Source organism: Psychroflexus sp. S27 (genome assembly GCF_002810405.1).
Classification (GTDB): Bacteria; Bacteroidota; Bacteroidia; order Flavobacteriales; family Flavobacteriaceae; genus Psychroflexus; species Psychroflexus halocasei_A.
In genome coordinates this window covers 174,401-189,779 of sequence record NZ_NEXQ01000023.1, presented here as the reverse complement: position 1 = coordinate 189,779, position 15,379 = coordinate 174,401, and the positions used below count along the sequence as shown (strand labels likewise).

Here is a 15,379-nt window from a genome sequence, read left to right as displayed (position 1 = left end):
TGAAAGCTATACTTTTTATATAGTAAGTCTTTCCCATGCCTTAATTTGTTAAATAGTTAATAAGAGCAGATTGAACGTAATAGATTTTTACTGATTCAATCTGAGCTTTCTGAAATTTCAACTGTAACTCCTGAATATCTAAAACCTCTTTAAAATTGATATCTCCTGTTTCATAATTTTTAATGAGAATTTCTTGAGCATTTTCAGCTTGTTTTAGGTTTTTCTTTTGCGTATTAAATTTAATTCGTGATTGATTCCTTTCTGATATTGCTTGGGATAAATCAGCTTTGAGCGTATTTAAACGTTCATTTTTTTGAGATTTTATCTCCTGCATACGCAATTCATTTTGTCTTGTCTGAGATTTATATTTTTTGTTAAAAATTGGTATCGACAAGGAAAGCATTGGCATCACCATATCTTTATAAGAACTCGTAATCATCGGGCTGTTTTCTTGATTGATATATTCCACACCAAAACCTATTAGAGGACCACTTTCTTTTTGGTTTAATAACTCAGATTGTTCTACAGACTCATAAAGTTTGTCATATTTCAGTAGTTCTGGATTGACAGATAAATTATCGTAACTATAGAAATCATCATTTTCTGGCATTTTTAAAGTTGAGATCACGGAAACATTTTTATCAAATTCACGATTCATCAAACTGTTTAATGCCGCCTGAATACCTTTACTTTTTTGATTTAAAACTTCTATTTCTTGCTCTAATTCATTCTGTCTCATTTGTAACCGTAACACATCAACAGCAGAAGCCCGACCGACTTCAACTGAATTAAGCGCTAATTCTTCATAAGTCTGTAAGAGTTCAATATTATCTTTAAGCACTTCTTTTTTAGCATTAATTTCATAGAGCAAATAATAAAACTCAGACACAGAAAGTGCCAGTTGACGTTTAGCAATGGTTACTTCAATATATTGAGCATCAGCTATTGATTCGGCGTAATTTTCTCTGGCAGAAATAGTTCCAAACCAAGGTAGCATCTGCATAACAGAAACACTAAATCTTTCCATCGGCATTTCCATTTCAGGCGATAAAGCCATAAAACCCGCATTAAACTCGGTATTAGGCAAACTATTAGCTTCATTGATTTTTTCGAGCGCAATCTTGTGCTGAAGATCAAACTTTTGAATCTGCGGATTATTTGATATTGCTTCCTGAATAAGACTTTGCAAATCTTGAGCATTAACTTTTGCAAAAGCGAAAAAAGCAAATCCTATTAAAATTATATATCTCATTTGTTTTTTCTTTTAAGTTGAAATTCTTTTTTCATGCTAAATAAAACTGGGACCACAAAAAGTGTAATCAGTGCGATGAGCATCCCGCCAAAACTCGGAATCGCCATCGGAATCATAATATCACTTCCTCTTCCAGTTGATGTTAGAATTGGTAATAAGGCTAAGATTGTCGTGGCTGTTGTCATTAAGCACGGACGAATTCTTTTTTGCCCAGCCTCTACAATTGAATCGCGTATTTCCATTTTGTTCTCTGGTTTATTGCGATCAAAAGTTTGGGTAAGATAAGTTGCCATCACAACGCCATCATCAGTCGCAATACCAAAAAGGGCAATAAATCCTACCCAAACGGCTACACTTAAATTAATTGGATGCATCTGGAATAAATCCCTTAGATTTTCACCAAAAAAACTAAAGTTTAAGAACCAATCCTGACCATAAAACCATAGCATTAAAAAGCCACCTGCAAAAGCCACTGCAATGCCGGTAAATACCATCAAAGAAGTTGAAACAGAACGAAATTGAAAATAGAGAATTAGGAAAATGATTGCCAAAGCCATTGGAACAACAATGCTTAAAGTTTTTTCTGCTCGTATTTGATTTTCATAAGTTCCAGTAAATTGATAATTAATTCCTTTTGGTATTCTTAGCTCGCCATTGTCAATTTTATCTTGAATCAAGGCCTGCGCATTTTCAACGACATCAACCTCAGCAAAACCATCCAATTTATCAAATAAAACATAACCGATTAAAAAGGTATCCTCACTTTTAATCACTTGAGGGCCCTGCTCGTATCGAACATCAACTAATTCTCCAAGTGGTACAGGATTTCCTTTTTCGACAGGCACATATATTCCTTTTATATCATCAGGATTGGCTCGCAACTCACGCGGATATCTTACTCTCACATTATAACGTTCTCTGCCTTCTACGGTTTGGGTGAGTGGCATCCCACCGACGGCAACTTCTAAGACTTCTTGAACATCTTCAATAGAGATTCCGTACCTTGCAAGTTGTTCTCTTTTAATGTCGATTAAAAGGTAAGGTTTCCCCACAATTCTATCCGCAAAAACAGCTTCTTCCTTGACGCCTTCAGCTTGTTTAAGAATGTTTTCTAGTTGCATTCCAAAGTCTTCAATTTCTTTTAAATCTTGGCCTTTTACTTTAATTCCCATAGGTGCACGCATGCCTGTTTGCAGCATGACTAAACGGGTTTCGATAGGTTGCAATTTAGGAGCTGAAGTCACGCCAGGTAATTTAGTGACCCGAACAATTTCGTTCCAAATATCATCTGGTGATTGTATTTCTGGACGCCAATTTCTGTAAAACTCTCCATCTTCATCAGCAATGAGGTTTTGACTTTTGACTTGAAAAGGATCTTCAATTTCTGAATCAGTATAACTTTTATTTTCAACCACATCGTGATTGGGATTTACCACTAAATTCCCATTTTTTAAAACAAACAATCCGTCTTCATTAATTTTATATCGCTGACGCTTTCCGTTTTCATTTAACATATATTCAGATTTATACTGAATAATATTTTCATACATTGAAAGTGGCGCAGGATCAAGAGCAGATTCTGTGCGACCAGCTTTACCAACCACAGTTTCAATCTCTGGAAGACTTGCCACCGCCATATCTAATTGTTGCAGGACTCTTTTATTCTCTTCTATTCCAGCATGAGGCAAAGAGGTCGGCATCAAAAGAAAAGAACCTTCATTTAGAGACGGCATAAATTCCTTCCCTGTATTTTGCATAATTAAGATACCAAAAATGACGATCAGAGTAGGTACGGAAAGAAATAAAAACTTGTTTCTGAGTGCCCAACGTAAAATTCTGGTATAGTAGCTTTGGAATAACCAAAACGCGCCTAATAAACCAAAACAGATGACTCCGACAAAAAGTAAATTCCAAAAAATACTTTCATCAACACCCAGTGGTCGCCAATATTCTGCAAGTAAAAAGACAATTGCTAAAGCAGAAATAAAAATATTTATGCTGTTTGCTCGCTTCTCTGTTATAGGTAATTTTGGTGAAATTTTAGAAGTGATTTTATCATCCTTTAAAAATGCCGTCACTCCAAAAACGATTAATATAAGACCTAACCAATAACCAAATAAAATTGCTGTTATGCCTATAATAATTAATAAAGCATTAATCAAGAGTTGACTAGTTTGTCTGATACTTTTCCTACGGAATAAAAAAGATGCAAAAGGAGGAATTAAAAACAGAGCAACAATCAGGGAAGCGACTAAAGCCATCGTTTTAGTAAAAGCTAAAGGTCTAAACAGCTTTCCCTCAGCACCTATCATCGTAAAAACAGGTATAAAACTAATAATGGTGGTTAATACTGCAGTCAATATAGCTCCTGACACCTCTGAAGTCGCATTAAACACAACAGTATTGATAGGCTGTTTTTTGCCTGTTTTTTCAAATCGTTCTTTTTCATCATCGAGATGCCTGATGATATTTTCACAGAGAATCACACCCACATCAACCATCGTCCCAATAGCAATAGCAATACCAGATAATGCAACTATATTGGCATCAACATTAAACAGTTTCATCGAAATAAAAACCATCAAAACCGCTACTGGAAGTAATCCAGAAATAAGAATTGAGGCTCTTAAATTGAACACCATAATGATAATTACAAAAATGGTAATGAGAATTTCCAGAGTCAAAGCTTCATCAAGCGTTCCTAGAGTTTCTTGAATGAGCTCTGTTCTGTCATAAAACGGAACAATAGTTAATTGAGAAGTACGGCCATCTGCCAGTTCTTTTGAAGGTAAACCAGCTTGAAGTTCTTCTATCTGATCTTTAACATTATTGATCACCTCCATAGGATTAGCACCATATCGGGCAACAACAACGCCACCGACGACCTCTGCTCCTTCTTTGTCTAAAATTCCTCGTCTTGGTGCTGGCCCTAAACCAACTTCAGCAATATCTTTGATGCGTATTGAGGTAAAGTTTTCAGATGTGACGACGGCATTTTCTATATCAGAAATAGACTTTACATAACCCAAACCACGCACTAAATATTCTGCCTGATTAATTTCAAGAGTTTGTGCGCCAATATCTTTATTGCTTTTCTTAACAGAGGTCACAATATCACTTAAGGCAACATCATACTGTCGCATTTTCTCTGGATCAACATCTATTTGATATTCTTGAACATAACCGCCAATAGAAGCAACTTCAGAGACACCACTTGCAGAAGAAAGCGCATATTTCACATAGTAATCTTGCACACTTCGAAGTTCGTGTAAATCCCATCCGCCAGTGACGTTTCCATCTTTATCTCGTCCCTCTAAAGTGTACCAATAAATTTGTCCTAAACCAGTAGCATCAGGACCTAAAGATGGATTAACATCATCAGGCAATAATCCATTTGGTAAAGAATTTAATTTTTCGAGAATGCGACTTCTACTCCAGTAAAACTCAACATCTTCTTCAAAAATGATATAAATACTAGAGAAACCAAACATAGAAGAACTCCGAATCGTTTTTACGCCAGGAATTCCCAATAATGAAGTGGTTAATGGGTAAGTGATTTGATCTTCAATATCTTGTGGAGATCGACCTTCCCATTTTGTAAATACAATTTGTTGATTCTCTCCAATGTCAGGAATGGCATCAACAGCGACAGGATCGGTTGGTAGGAAACCTGTATTCCAGTTAAAAGGTGCATTGACAACACCCCAGCCGACAAAAAACACGAGCAATAAAACAGCAACGAGTTTATTTTCAATAAGAAATTTTATGCCTTTGTTTAGCATTTGTAATAAGATTTTAGCAGTTGGAACAAAGTATTAAGTACAATCGTTTTTGAAGCTAATAATGAATTGCTTCAAAACACAGAAAGATTCTAAGGCAAAGGGCTTGCTATAGAATCAACTCCTAAAAATCAAATTAAATAAGTCTCGTGAATCTTTTGAAAATCCCTTATAAGAAAGGGAGGCTTGTAATCTCTGAAAGGAATAACTTCTTTTTCAAGTCCTTCAAAAAGATTGATGTGCGTGTAAATAAAAGAAGCTATGAAGACTTGCTGCTCGAATGTTATTTTATTCGCAGATTGTTGCAATTCGTCTTGACCATCAAGAACTAATTGCTCATCGCTGCAGCAACTTTCTTTTTCGATAGAACATCCGTCAGCTAGAGGATTTTCCATGTCCATTCCGCAAGTTTCCACTGTATGAAAGATCGCTTTATCGACCAAAGTTTCTCCACAATAATGTAGATCTACAATAAATGACATTGTAGAAATCATGACTATAAAAGCCATGAAAAATGATAATATTTTGCGGAATGCTTCTCTCATCACATTTCAAAAATACATGTTTAAAATTAACTTTCACAAATTTTAACTCTTTATTTGAATTAATACTTTAAAAATCAGTTCACTAAAAACCACACAATATATTTTTCTTTAGCTGAACAACTCAACTCTGATTGCTTTACTGGAATCATAAGTCAGATTTCAAATAGATAAAGTTACGACCACTCAAAAACATCTTTTATAAATGATGCAGTCTACCCTCAGATACTAATAGGATACTCCATATCAACTCCTATACATAAGCAATGTAACTCGTTGTAAATTCGATGATCCTTCGATGTTTCTTCGGTAAAGACCTGCTATTCCAAGGAAAACACCTATAATCTTCGAAGGAACTACGAGTCAACTATACTTAACCTATGCTATTAGCATGGAGTAATTATAGCTTTATATGACAAGTTATTTTAGCGAATAGCACTAGACACAAGTTCGTGAATGGTGATATCGATTGATTGTTTTTTGTTGGCAGTTGTCGATTGACAGTTCTCGGTTGGCGGTTGTCAGTTTTCGGTTGACGATTAATTGGGTGGTAGGTCTTAGGTAGTAAGTGTTAGAAAGTTTTGAATGGTGAATTTTGAATGACTCAACATTTAATACTCTAGACTTCTAGACGGAAGACTGTTAGAGACAGGACTATTGACTCAAACTGTTTGTTCTCGATGCATTTTTCGCTTCAACTTTGTTTCAACGAAAAACACTGGAATTGACGTATTTTCATAAAAACCTAATTTATAGCGATTTGAACATAGCAATTAAAATTACCTCTTTTCATTTTCTTTGCTCGCCCAAAGAAAACGAAACAAAAGAAAAGGCGCTTTTTCCAAGGTATTTTTCAGCAGAGCTGAAAACCAGTTTTGGTTTGCTAAAATCTCTCCAAGGCTTCGAGATTTTTTAACGCAAACCAAAACTTATACTGGGGAAAAAAATTGCTAAGCGCTACTTTGAAACGTCAATACCACGTTTTTCATAATTATTGTATAGAGTCTCGAATTGACAGTTCTCGATTGACTGTTATTCGTGAATAGTGATTGGTGAATAGTAAAATCGGTTCTCAGTTGACTGTTATCGGTTGGCGGTTCTCAGTTGGCGGGTTTTAGGTACTAGGTCTTAGGTTTTTAAATTAAATATCTGTATTGTGGATAATTATTTTCTGTAAATTGATTAGATTCGGGAAAACAATTTTAACGCCATGTCCATAGCTTACCGAAGTCTGTATTTCTTAAGTTTTATTCTTATTTGCTCAACGTCTGCTTGTCAGAAAAAAACCTCAACTGATAATAGTCAAGATGAACATCATGATACAATACCTGAAAAATTTGATTCTGTTTCAACATCTCAACAGATTAAGGAAGAGCCTGAGCTTTCTCCAACCATAAATAAGGATTTCAGTCTTGATCATTTGGCTTTTGGGACTGGTAAAGATAGTTTGAGATTTGTGATCAACAAGGATACCTTCGATCTTGAAAGAGCCTATGTGAATCGAGTTTTAGATAGTTTTCCGAGTTTTAAATCACTTGAAGCTCAATCACCTAAAAGCTTAATTTATAAATCAGGGAACGCTTATCGCTATTCTGAAGGTCCAGCTGATGGTATTTATTTAGTCTATGCTTGTGTACAAGATGAGATTAACGAGACGAATGAGACTTATGAGATTTTGTTGCACGACCTCATCAAACTACGTCGCTTTAATATTAGCTTAAATCGTCATAAGCAAAACAAGGGATCTTATCTCACCCACGAACATTTAAGGTTGATCGCTAAAAGTGTTTATCAGGCAAGGATTGATATGAATTTAACTGATTATGATAAGTTTAGCTTAGAGCATGAGAAAAAGGCTTATTTTGATAGTATTACTGTTGCAGCTGTTAAGAAGTTTGATGAGCTTATTCCCTATGAATATTTAGAGTCTAAGGCAAAGGAAGATAGTTTAAAGCAGGAGTTATTAAAGAGTCTTAAAACAGTTGAAGCTTTTATTGATAGCGATTATAAGCTCAAGCATTTTAAAGATATTTATTTTTGAGTCTTGGTTAAGAAATGATGAATTTTAAATTTTGAATGATTCTAGTTTTTTGATTTTAAGTTGTTTGACGCAAATCGCGTCATTAAAAATAAACCAAAAAGAGGTAACCGAATAGGTAACCGAATAGGTCACTTTCTAAAAACAAAAAGGCCTGTAAATCAATGACTTACAGGTCTTTTTAGTACTATTTATAAGTATTTATAAATGAGTAAAGTCGGGGTGGCAGCCCGAAGGCTGACATCTCTAATCGCTGTAATCATCAGTCTTTCAGAGTTATGAAAGTAAAGAGGTAACCGAATAGGTCACTTTCTTTTTATCATTATATATATCTAATTTGATATTTTTGATTAATCCGAATATTAATGAACGTAGTATAAATATAAGTATTTATAACTTATTTGTCAATTAATAATCAATATAATCTTGAACAATTTCAAGATCAATACCTAGATAATCAGCTAATTCTTGGGTGGTTATGATTTGATTTTTGGACTTGCCTTTCATCTCCTTGAGTCTTTTTAAGATGCGTTGGGAATGACGCAAACTGAATCCAGTGATGTTCTGAATGTCTGTTGGATGTACTTGTATACGTCGCTTGATTTTCATTTTATAGTTATTTGGTACTTTTTTGCTTTGAGTGTGCTTTATCCATACACTATCTATGCTTTATTCCTACTCTACTCATGCGGTGTTTTCACATAGCTAATATAAAGCGTTTTGCGCTTATCTAACAAAATCATGGATGTCATTTGCGCCTATGCTGCCAAAAGCGTCAAATACGAAGTAATTCATTGCATCACAAGTATTTATGTTCTTGATTTGTTTAAAAATAAATCATTATGGCTAAGCAAACAGGTATTATTAAATTAAAGGGAACTATAGGTGGTATTTCATTCTATAAGACTTCAGATGGACACCTTGCAAGAGAAAAAGGTGGCGTGGATGGTAACAGAATCAAAAATGATCCTGCGTTTCAAAGAACGCGTGAGAATGGTTCTGAATTTGGAGCAGCAGGTAAAGCTGGTAAAGTTTTGAGAGATGCAATTAGATTGCTGCTTCAGAATGTGACAGACAAACGTGTGTCAAACAACTTACAGCGAAATTTGATGAAGGTCATCAAGACGGATGCGGTCAATGATCGTGGCGAAAGAACCATTCAGGATGGTGATATGAGCCTTTTACAAAACTTTGATTTCAACACGAAAGCAAAGTTTGGGAGAACGCTTTATGCGGACATCACGGACACTTTAGATCGTGTGACTGGTGAAGGCACAATTGACATTCAGCCCTTTGAACCGATGACAATGGTTGAGGCACCTGGCGGAACAACGCATTTTAAAGTCGTGACTGGTGTTGCTGAATTAGATTTCGTGAATGAAAATTCAGTATTTGATTCTGATGAGTCCAGTATTCTTCCGTGGGATAGTTCAACAACCTCAGCGATCAGTATGTCAGCTACGGTGACAGCTGCATCAACTTTGCCTTTGGTACAAGTTGTTGGAATTGAGTTCTATCAGGAGGTCAACGGGACAATGTATCCGCTTAAAAACGGTGCATTCAATGCCTTGAACATCATCGCAGTTGATAACAGTTAATTTTGATTCGACTTGGTTTATATAGAGGGCATTTTCCACAGGGTACAGTTGGTGCCCTCTATTTATTTGATGAGTTCCTAAGTTTTACCATTGAACTCCCCTGGAGACAAAATCAAAGAAATATTTCTGCGGTCCCTGATGGTATTTATGAGTTAAAGCTGAGGTATTCAAAAAAGTTTAAGTGGCATTTATTAGTCGTTGGCGTTCACAAAAGAGATTTGATTTTATTTCATCCAGCGAATGATGCTTTAAAAGAATTGGAAGGCTGCATCGCACCAGTCAGCAGTTTGGTTGAGGTTGCCAAAGGCTATTCGTCAAGGAAAGCTTTGGATAAAATTTTAGAACGACTTCGCCCCTACTTTTTAGAAGAGAAAAGTGTGATCATTGAGTTTAAGAGTTCACATTTCGAAGATATTATTTTAAAACAGAAAAAAACACAGAACAATGACAGTTAAAGACAGATACAAATCAAAAACACCGAAGTTTTTTAGAAAGCTAAGAAACATAGGTTTAGGCATTACGGCCGTTGCCGGTGCTATTTTAACAGCGCCAGTCTCATTACCGGCATTAGTCGTGACAATTGCAGGTTATGGATTAGCTGCAGGCGCAGCGATTTCAGCGGTAAGTCAGGTGGTGACAGGCAAGGAAATTGAAGATGAGCCAAAATTCAAGGGAAAAAGACAATTGAAAAAGTAAAAAAGTTATGACGACACATGAAAAAGTTGCGTTTATTGGTGGATCAGCGCTGAGCTTGCTAGGTAGTGTGAATCTTGATGATTTCATCACGACGAGCGTTTTGGCTATTACTGGCGCATCAGTCAGTTTTATGAGTTCGGTGGTTTTGAAATTTCTGAGTAAGTATTTTAATAAGGACCAGGACAAAGATTAGTAGTCAGTAGTCAGTAGTCAGTAGTTAGTAGTTAGTAGTAAGTGGTTGGAGTCGAGCTCCTTTGATTCATAGTCGTCAGTTTCAAATTCATATTTAAAAAATTAAGCCCTCTTAAATGAGGGCTTTTTTGTGGTTAAGATTTAAAGAAAGAAGCTGCGAGAACATGTTTTAATTCTTTGAATTTCTCAAGTTGAAGAACAAGAAGTTTTTCAAGCTTTTCAGTATTTTTAAGGGCCTTAATTTTGTGCTTCACCTCTAACTGATTCAGTCCTAAAATACATTCATTCAGAACATATTTAGCATCAGGAGTTGTCAGATTGAGGATTGTGGTTCCTTTTAAATAAGGTAAAAATCGTTTCGTTTTCCAAGCTGCAAAAGTGAGCCAATACAAAACATCTCTTTCAGTTTCAGACTTTACAGTCACGACAAAGCAATTTGCGCAAGGCATCACCATTGGTCTGCCTGCGTTGTTGCCTTTGTTAAGGATGAAAAAAGAATGTTGCGGATTTGTTTTCACGTTTGAGTTGTGAACTTTCAATTGGTAAACGTTCAGTTTAAACATAATTCAGGATTTAAAAATTAAACTAAATCGCTTCGCTCATTTTTTTTTCAGCTAAAAAATATGCCTAATAGATTGGTAGCGGTGGATGCTGTCAAGGTTTTTCTGAAAAATCGTTTGATGAAAAATGTAAGCTTATTCAAGCTTAATTCTATTTTTCAGAAAATCTTCATGGCTTGACCTTTACAGCTATTGGCGGTGGGCTTTTGGGAGCTGCCTATTTTTGGCTTTATTTTTTTTCTGACTTAAAAACTCTTTTTATTGTCTTTTGAAAACTCATTCATTATAAACAACCTTATCAAATAATATTTATTTATAATTATTCAACTGACTTTTGAAACCTCATCATTCATTATTGGTTCAATACTTTCATTCAATCGATTTTTTTTCATGAACTGAAAGATGCTTTTTTACTTTGCAAGCTTTTCAATTTGTGCAGGTAATCCAGAGGCGCGAGCCGACTGCGAGTTAAACAACGGGTGTACTAGCAAGTGGTATTTATACCGCTAGTGCTATGTATCACACGTTTGGCGGAGTAATTGGGCGTGGGAAAGAAAGTGCTGTAATTTTGGAATGAATGGAAAGTTAGCGAGTAGAACATAATGAGCTGAGGTTTGGCTATTTTTTTAGACAAGACAAAGTGAAATGACGTGAGGTGGAGCGCTTGTAATGAATGAGAAAACTCACAGCTCTTTTGCGCTTTTGCAATAAGGCTTTAGTGATTATCATATGATTCAAAATGTGATGTTGATACAATATCCTTAAAGGTTCCTGTTTACACATGAATGTAAAGCTTTATGCAAAAATGGCTGTTCCAATTACTGTGACAAACACCAGCCCGTTGTGTTCGCAGGCTCGCACATTAATCAGCAGTGATTGCACCCAACTATTATACTTGCGCAGCAAATCTTTATGGGTTTGGGTGCAAAAAAAACTGCGGGTGCTGAAGGAATGACGTGTGTGAAATAATGCAAATGAATAGCTTTTGAAGCCTGAGGATGGAAGGCGTTGAAAGTGTATGAATGGTAGATGCAAGAGAATAGGTACTAATACTTAGGTTGTAGGTGTTAGGTTTTTGGCTTGTAGAAATATTGATTTATTCTCTTAGCTCTTGCAGCTATGTATTATGGAACAAAACAGAATGACGAAAGCTCACCTTATTACCTGCCACGTCACTTTCAACATTGCAATCAAATCACTTATGAAAACGGATTTAAAAAGCGCAAAGGCAAAAAGTAAAGGCTGAAATACTGCAATGCAATGGAGGTATTTCAGCTTTTACTGCGCGGAAAGCAAATGGGTATGGCTGAAATGCAATGGAAGTTATACTTATTTGCTTGGGGCTTAGATACAAATTAATTGAAACGCAATTTATTAATATAAGGGCTAGTCTATTAATAATTTGATTGAAAAGTAACTAGACATATTAGGGTCGAATTGTAGATATCTATATAATTTTAAATAGATTAAAATCGAACAAACAGTTAGTTTCAATTATAGAATTATCTTTAATTTTTATGAAAAATTCAATTACTCATTCTTTTCTTTAACAACACCCAACTATTAGGTTTTATGCTCATTAAACCTATTTTAAAATCATTAAAAAGCATTATGTAAATATATATAGTTAAAACAATTAACACAGTTAGGTTGTTTAATTATTGCTTTTTATTAATTTTAAGAAATTAAATTAGAAATTAATGTAATGTTAATCTTTATTCTTATCAATCGAAATATTATTTGTCAAAATGAATTCCATATTGATTACCCAAGTATCGCGGGACCACCATTGACTGTGAATATTGTTGCTTCACCAAACCCTGTGACGAGTTTTACAGAGATTACCTACAGCTTTGATGGGATAGATGCATCTGATTTTAAGGGTGCAAGGCTACAGCTTTATAACATCAGTGGTCATTTGCAAACAGAACGCAACTTGAAGATGGCAACAGGTGTGGAGCGTTTTGATTTCACACACTTATCGATGGGACAATATGTGCTTGTTTTTAGCTATCAAGGCAAAAATATTGCACAAAAGATTTTAATCAAAAAATAATTTTTTAAATAAGCACATTGTATCACAATGTGCTTATTTTCATTCATTCTAAAATTATATGACATGAAACGACAATTACATCTTTATTGCATCGCCTTGGTTTTGCTTTCTAGTTTAAGCATACACGCTCAAGAAGACACACCAGATTGGCAATGGGCCAAACGCGGGGGTGGTATCACAGCATTATCAACTGGAATTGATATTTATGGCAATGGCATGGAACGGATCTTGGAAGTGGTGGTGGATAATGATAATAATTATTACTTTTTAGCCGAAGTAGGCTCTAGTCAAACAGATTATGACGGGATGCCTCTGACTGCTTACAGTGCTAATGGTAATCAAAAAGATATTTATGTGTTTTCAACAGATTGTGAAGGCAACTTACGTTGGGATAAAATGATTGGAGGGGGCATTGACGATTCTGCCAGTTCTATAGGTATTGATAACAATAACAATATATATCTCAGCGGACATGTTAGAAATAGTATAAATACTCCCCCCCCTCCTCATTTTGATACAGAYAGCATYAARGGTCCTGCCAACTCTCAAGCTGGCGAAATGCTTAAAAACATGTTTATTATTAAATATGATCAAGACGGCAATTATCAATGGTTAAGAGAACCTGAAGGGGCTTTGAGTGGTTTATTTGGTGGGTTAATAGATCGATCAACTGTAGAAGCTGATGGTACAACACATCATTTAATTCGGTTTACTGAAGGCACACATTTAAACGGCCAATTAATAGTTGCCGATGGTGAAATTCAGTCAACGATGGTGGTTTATGATGCTGATGGCAACCTTGATCGTTTTTTCACCATTGACATGCAAACTTATAATTTTTATGATCATCAAATGGTCTATGATGCCAACTTAAATCGCTATTATATTGCGGATACGAAACGTAATCCATCAGATGAAATCAGTATAGATGGCTATGGTATGGCTTCTGGAACAGAAAAAGCTTTTTATTTGGCTGCCCTAGATGATCAAGGCAATGTGATTTGGTATCACGAAAATCAGTTTCCTTATTCATATTCAATTGGAGATATAAAACTTGACTCCAATGGTGATATTTATTTTACAGGTCAATATACGGGCGACGGTCTGCTTGATTCTAATCTTGAGTTTACGCCTGACAGTTTTGCTGGTTTTGAGTTTATGACTGCATCCATGGAAGAACCTAAAGGTCCTTTTCTTGTTAAGCTTGACAGCGATGGGAACTTGATTTGGGGTACCAATGCCATTGAGTATTCTCGTTTCCCTGGTCGAAGCATTGCTATTGACGGTGATGATGTGTACTTAGGCTTAGGCATCTTAGGCAATACTTGGGGTGGGGTTAATGTTCCTGGTCCTGAACTTCAGGGACTTGTCCCTGACCCCAGCATCATCCATTTTGATGCCGCAACTGGTGATGTTGAAAATGTGATTAGCATGCCTCAAACCTCTAGCTACCACGATGCTTTTATGTCTATTGCTCTCGATAGCTACGGCAATATTATTGGCGGTGGCTATTTTGGTGGTAGCCTCTTTAGTAATCACTCTGTTGAAACACTTAATAAACTAGGTGTGGATAGTGATTTCTTTATCGCGCAATACGGCACTGGAAATTGCTCTGAAACGGCCTCATCAGAAGACTTTAACAAAACAAAACTAAAAATACACCCTAACCCGACCTCTGGCATTGTCAATATCATCTATGAAGATGAAATAACTGCCTATAAAGTTTATGACTTGCAAGGGAAAGTATTACAATCTGGTAACTTAAAACATAAGCAAGTAAACTTGTCTAAACTACAACCTGGATTGTACATTTTATCCCTAACAGATACGAATGGAAAACAATCTTATATGAAAGTTGTGAGGGAATAGACTTTAAATAATTTTGAATGACTCTATCGGTTATCGGTTGGCTGTTCTCTGTTGGCGGTTATTCGTGATTAGTGAATGGTGATTAGTGAATGGTGAATGGTGATTGGTGATTCGTAAAACTGGTTATTCGTGAAATCGGTTATTCTTAGATTCAAGATTTAAGACTATTAGACTCAGGACTAGATCGGTTATCAGTTGACTGTTCTCAGTTTTCCGTTCACAGTTATCGGTTATCAGTTATTCTTGATTGGTGAATGGTAGATAAATAATTTTGAATGATGAATTTTAAATTTTGAATTATTCAATACTCAATATGGACTTTTTGATACACGACTTTTTGACTCAGGACTAAATTGGTGATTTGTAAAACTGGTTATTCGTGAAATCGGTTTCCTTTGGAATCAAGACTCATGACTATTAGACACAAGACTAAATTGGTTCTCGGTTATCGGCTCTCAGTTGGCGGTTTTCGGTTTGACTTTGTGGAGTTTGATTGGTTATGAAAAGTGCAAAGGCAAAAAGTAAGGGCTGAGATACTGCAATGCAATGGAGGTATTTCAGCTTTTACTGCGCGGAAAGCAAAATGGGTATGGCTGAAATGTAATGAAAGCTATACTTATTTGCTTGGGGGATTGAAATTCATCGTTTATTAAATGATGACATCAAAATATCTACTAAGAACCTAATTACTGCATATTACAAAAATCTACATCTAAATGTTTGTCTAAAAAAATTATTAGATTGTTTTTAGATATTACAAATCATTAATTATCCGAAGCTTACAAAAAGCTTATCAT

The 15,379-nt window shown here is 35.5% G+C and carries 11 protein-coding genes; 6 read left to right on the top strand and 5 right to left on the bottom strand.

What is annotated here, in order from left to right; genetic code table 11:
• Window positions 1-40 precede the first annotated feature (40 nt).
• The 3 genes from CAP47_RS07200 to CAP47_RS07190 form a co-directional block, all read right to left on the bottom strand.
• Window positions 41-1,252: a TolC family protein gene (locus CAP47_RS07200; RefSeq protein WP_100776012.1), complete on the bottom strand. Its 1,212-nt coding sequence runs from the start codon at window positions 1,250-1,252 to the stop codon at window positions 41-43.
• A complete protein-coding gene (locus tag CAP47_RS07195) occupies window positions 1,249-5,034 on the bottom strand; it encodes an efflux RND transporter permease subunit (RefSeq protein WP_100776011.1) in 3,786 nt (1,261 codons plus the stop codon). The genes CAP47_RS07200 and CAP47_RS07195 overlap by 4 nt, the downstream gene beginning before the upstream one ends.
• Window positions 5,035-5,162: 128 nt before the next feature.
• The gene (locus CAP47_RS07190) at window positions 5,163-5,576 is read right to left on the bottom strand and encodes an HYC_CC_PP family protein (protein ID WP_100776010.1); all 414 of its coding nucleotides are present in this window, start codon (window positions 5,574-5,576) and stop codon (window positions 5,163-5,165) included.
• A gap of 1,207 nt (window positions 5,577-6,783) precedes the next feature.
• Between CAP47_RS07190 and CAP47_RS07185 the strand changes: the two genes are divergently transcribed.
• Window positions 6,784-7,614, top strand: a complete 831-nt coding sequence (locus CAP47_RS07185; RefSeq protein ID WP_100776009.1) for a hypothetical protein — start codon at window positions 6,784-6,786, stop codon at window positions 7,612-7,614.
• 405 nt (window positions 7,615-8,019) lie between these two features.
• Here CAP47_RS07185 and CAP47_RS07180 read toward each other — a convergent pair whose 3' ends face one another.
• Window positions 8,020-8,220 (bottom strand): hypothetical protein, encoded by a 201-nt coding sequence (locus CAP47_RS07180; protein ID WP_100776008.1) that lies wholly within the window; start codon window positions 8,218-8,220, stop codon window positions 8,020-8,022.
• Between the two features lie 233 nt (window positions 8,221-8,453).
• Here CAP47_RS07180 and CAP47_RS07175 point away from each other — a divergent pair, with 233 nt between their 5' ends.
• From CAP47_RS07175 to CAP47_RS07165, 3 genes are read left to right on the top strand one after another with little or no spacing between them, the layout of a single operon-like run.
• A complete protein-coding gene (locus CAP47_RS07175; RefSeq protein ID WP_100776007.1) occupies window positions 8,454-9,209 on the top strand; it encodes a hypothetical protein in 756 nt (251 codons plus the stop codon).
• Window positions 9,210-9,211: 2 nt separating this feature from the next.
• A complete protein-coding gene (locus tag CAP47_RS07170) occupies window positions 9,212-9,664 on the top strand; it encodes a DUF5675 family protein (RefSeq protein ID WP_192869963.1) in 453 nt (150 codons plus the stop codon).
• Window positions 9,654-9,905, top strand: a complete 252-nt coding sequence (locus CAP47_RS07165) for a hypothetical protein (RefSeq protein WP_100776006.1) — start codon at window positions 9,654-9,656, stop codon at window positions 9,903-9,905. Before CAP47_RS07170 ends, CAP47_RS07165 begins: the two co-directional genes overlap by 11 nt.
• A gap of 326 nt (window positions 9,906-10,231) precedes the next feature.
• Here the strand turns inward: CAP47_RS07165 and CAP47_RS07155 are convergent, their stop codons facing one another.
• Window positions 10,232-10,660, bottom strand: coding sequence for a DUF6943 family protein (locus tag CAP47_RS07155; RefSeq protein ID WP_100776004.1), 429 nt, complete (start codon window positions 10,658-10,660; stop codon window positions 10,232-10,234).
• 1,702 nt (window positions 10,661-12,362) lie between these two features.
• On the opposite strand from CAP47_RS07155, the gene CAP47_RS07150 reads away from it, so the two are divergent.
• Together CAP47_RS07150 and CAP47_RS07145 are read left to right on the top strand one after the other, a co-directional pair.
• Window positions 12,363-12,713: a T9SS type A sorting domain-containing protein gene (locus CAP47_RS07150; protein WP_100776003.1), complete on the top strand. Its 351-nt coding sequence runs from the start codon at window positions 12,363-12,365 to the stop codon at window positions 12,711-12,713.
• Between the two features lie 63 nt (window positions 12,714-12,776).
• A complete protein-coding gene (locus CAP47_RS07145) occupies window positions 12,777-14,582 on the top strand; it encodes a T9SS type A sorting domain-containing protein (protein ID WP_192869962.1) in 1,806 nt (601 codons plus the stop codon).
• The last annotated feature ends 797 nt before the right edge of the window (window positions 14,583-15,379 follow it).

Bases quoted from the DNA above. Each gene is read 5' to 3' on its own strand.
- CAP47_RS07200 (WP_100776012.1), bottom strand. From the start codon at position 1,252: ATGAGATATATAATTTTAATAGGATTTGCTTTTTTCGCTTTTGCAAAA.
- CAP47_RS07195 (WP_100776011.1), bottom strand. From the start codon at position 5,034: ATGCTAAACAAAGGCATAAAATTTCTTATTGAAAATAAACTCGTTGCT.
- CAP47_RS07190 (WP_100776010.1), bottom strand. From the start codon at position 5,576: ATGAGAGAAGCATTCCGCAAAATATTATCATTTTTCATGGCTTTTATA.
- CAP47_RS07185 (WP_100776009.1), top strand. From the start codon at position 6,784: ATGTCCATAGCTTACCGAAGTCTGTATTTCTTAAGTTTTATTCTTATT.
- CAP47_RS07180 (WP_100776008.1), bottom strand. From the start codon at position 8,220: ATGAAAATCAAGCGACGTATACAAGTACATCCAACAGACATTCAGAAC.
- CAP47_RS07175 (WP_100776007.1), top strand. From the start codon at position 8,454: ATGGCTAAGCAAACAGGTATTATTAAATTAAAGGGAACTATAGGTGGT.
- CAP47_RS07165 (WP_100776006.1), top strand. From the start codon at position 9,654: ATGACAGTTAAAGACAGATACAAATCAAAAACACCGAAGTTTTTTAGA.
- CAP47_RS07155 (WP_100776004.1), bottom strand. From the start codon at position 10,660: ATGTTTAAACTGAACGTTTACCAATTGAAAGTTCACAACTCAAACGTG.
- CAP47_RS07150 (WP_100776003.1), top strand. From the start codon at position 12,363: ATGTTAATCTTTATTCTTATCAATCGAAATATTATTTGTCAAAATGAA.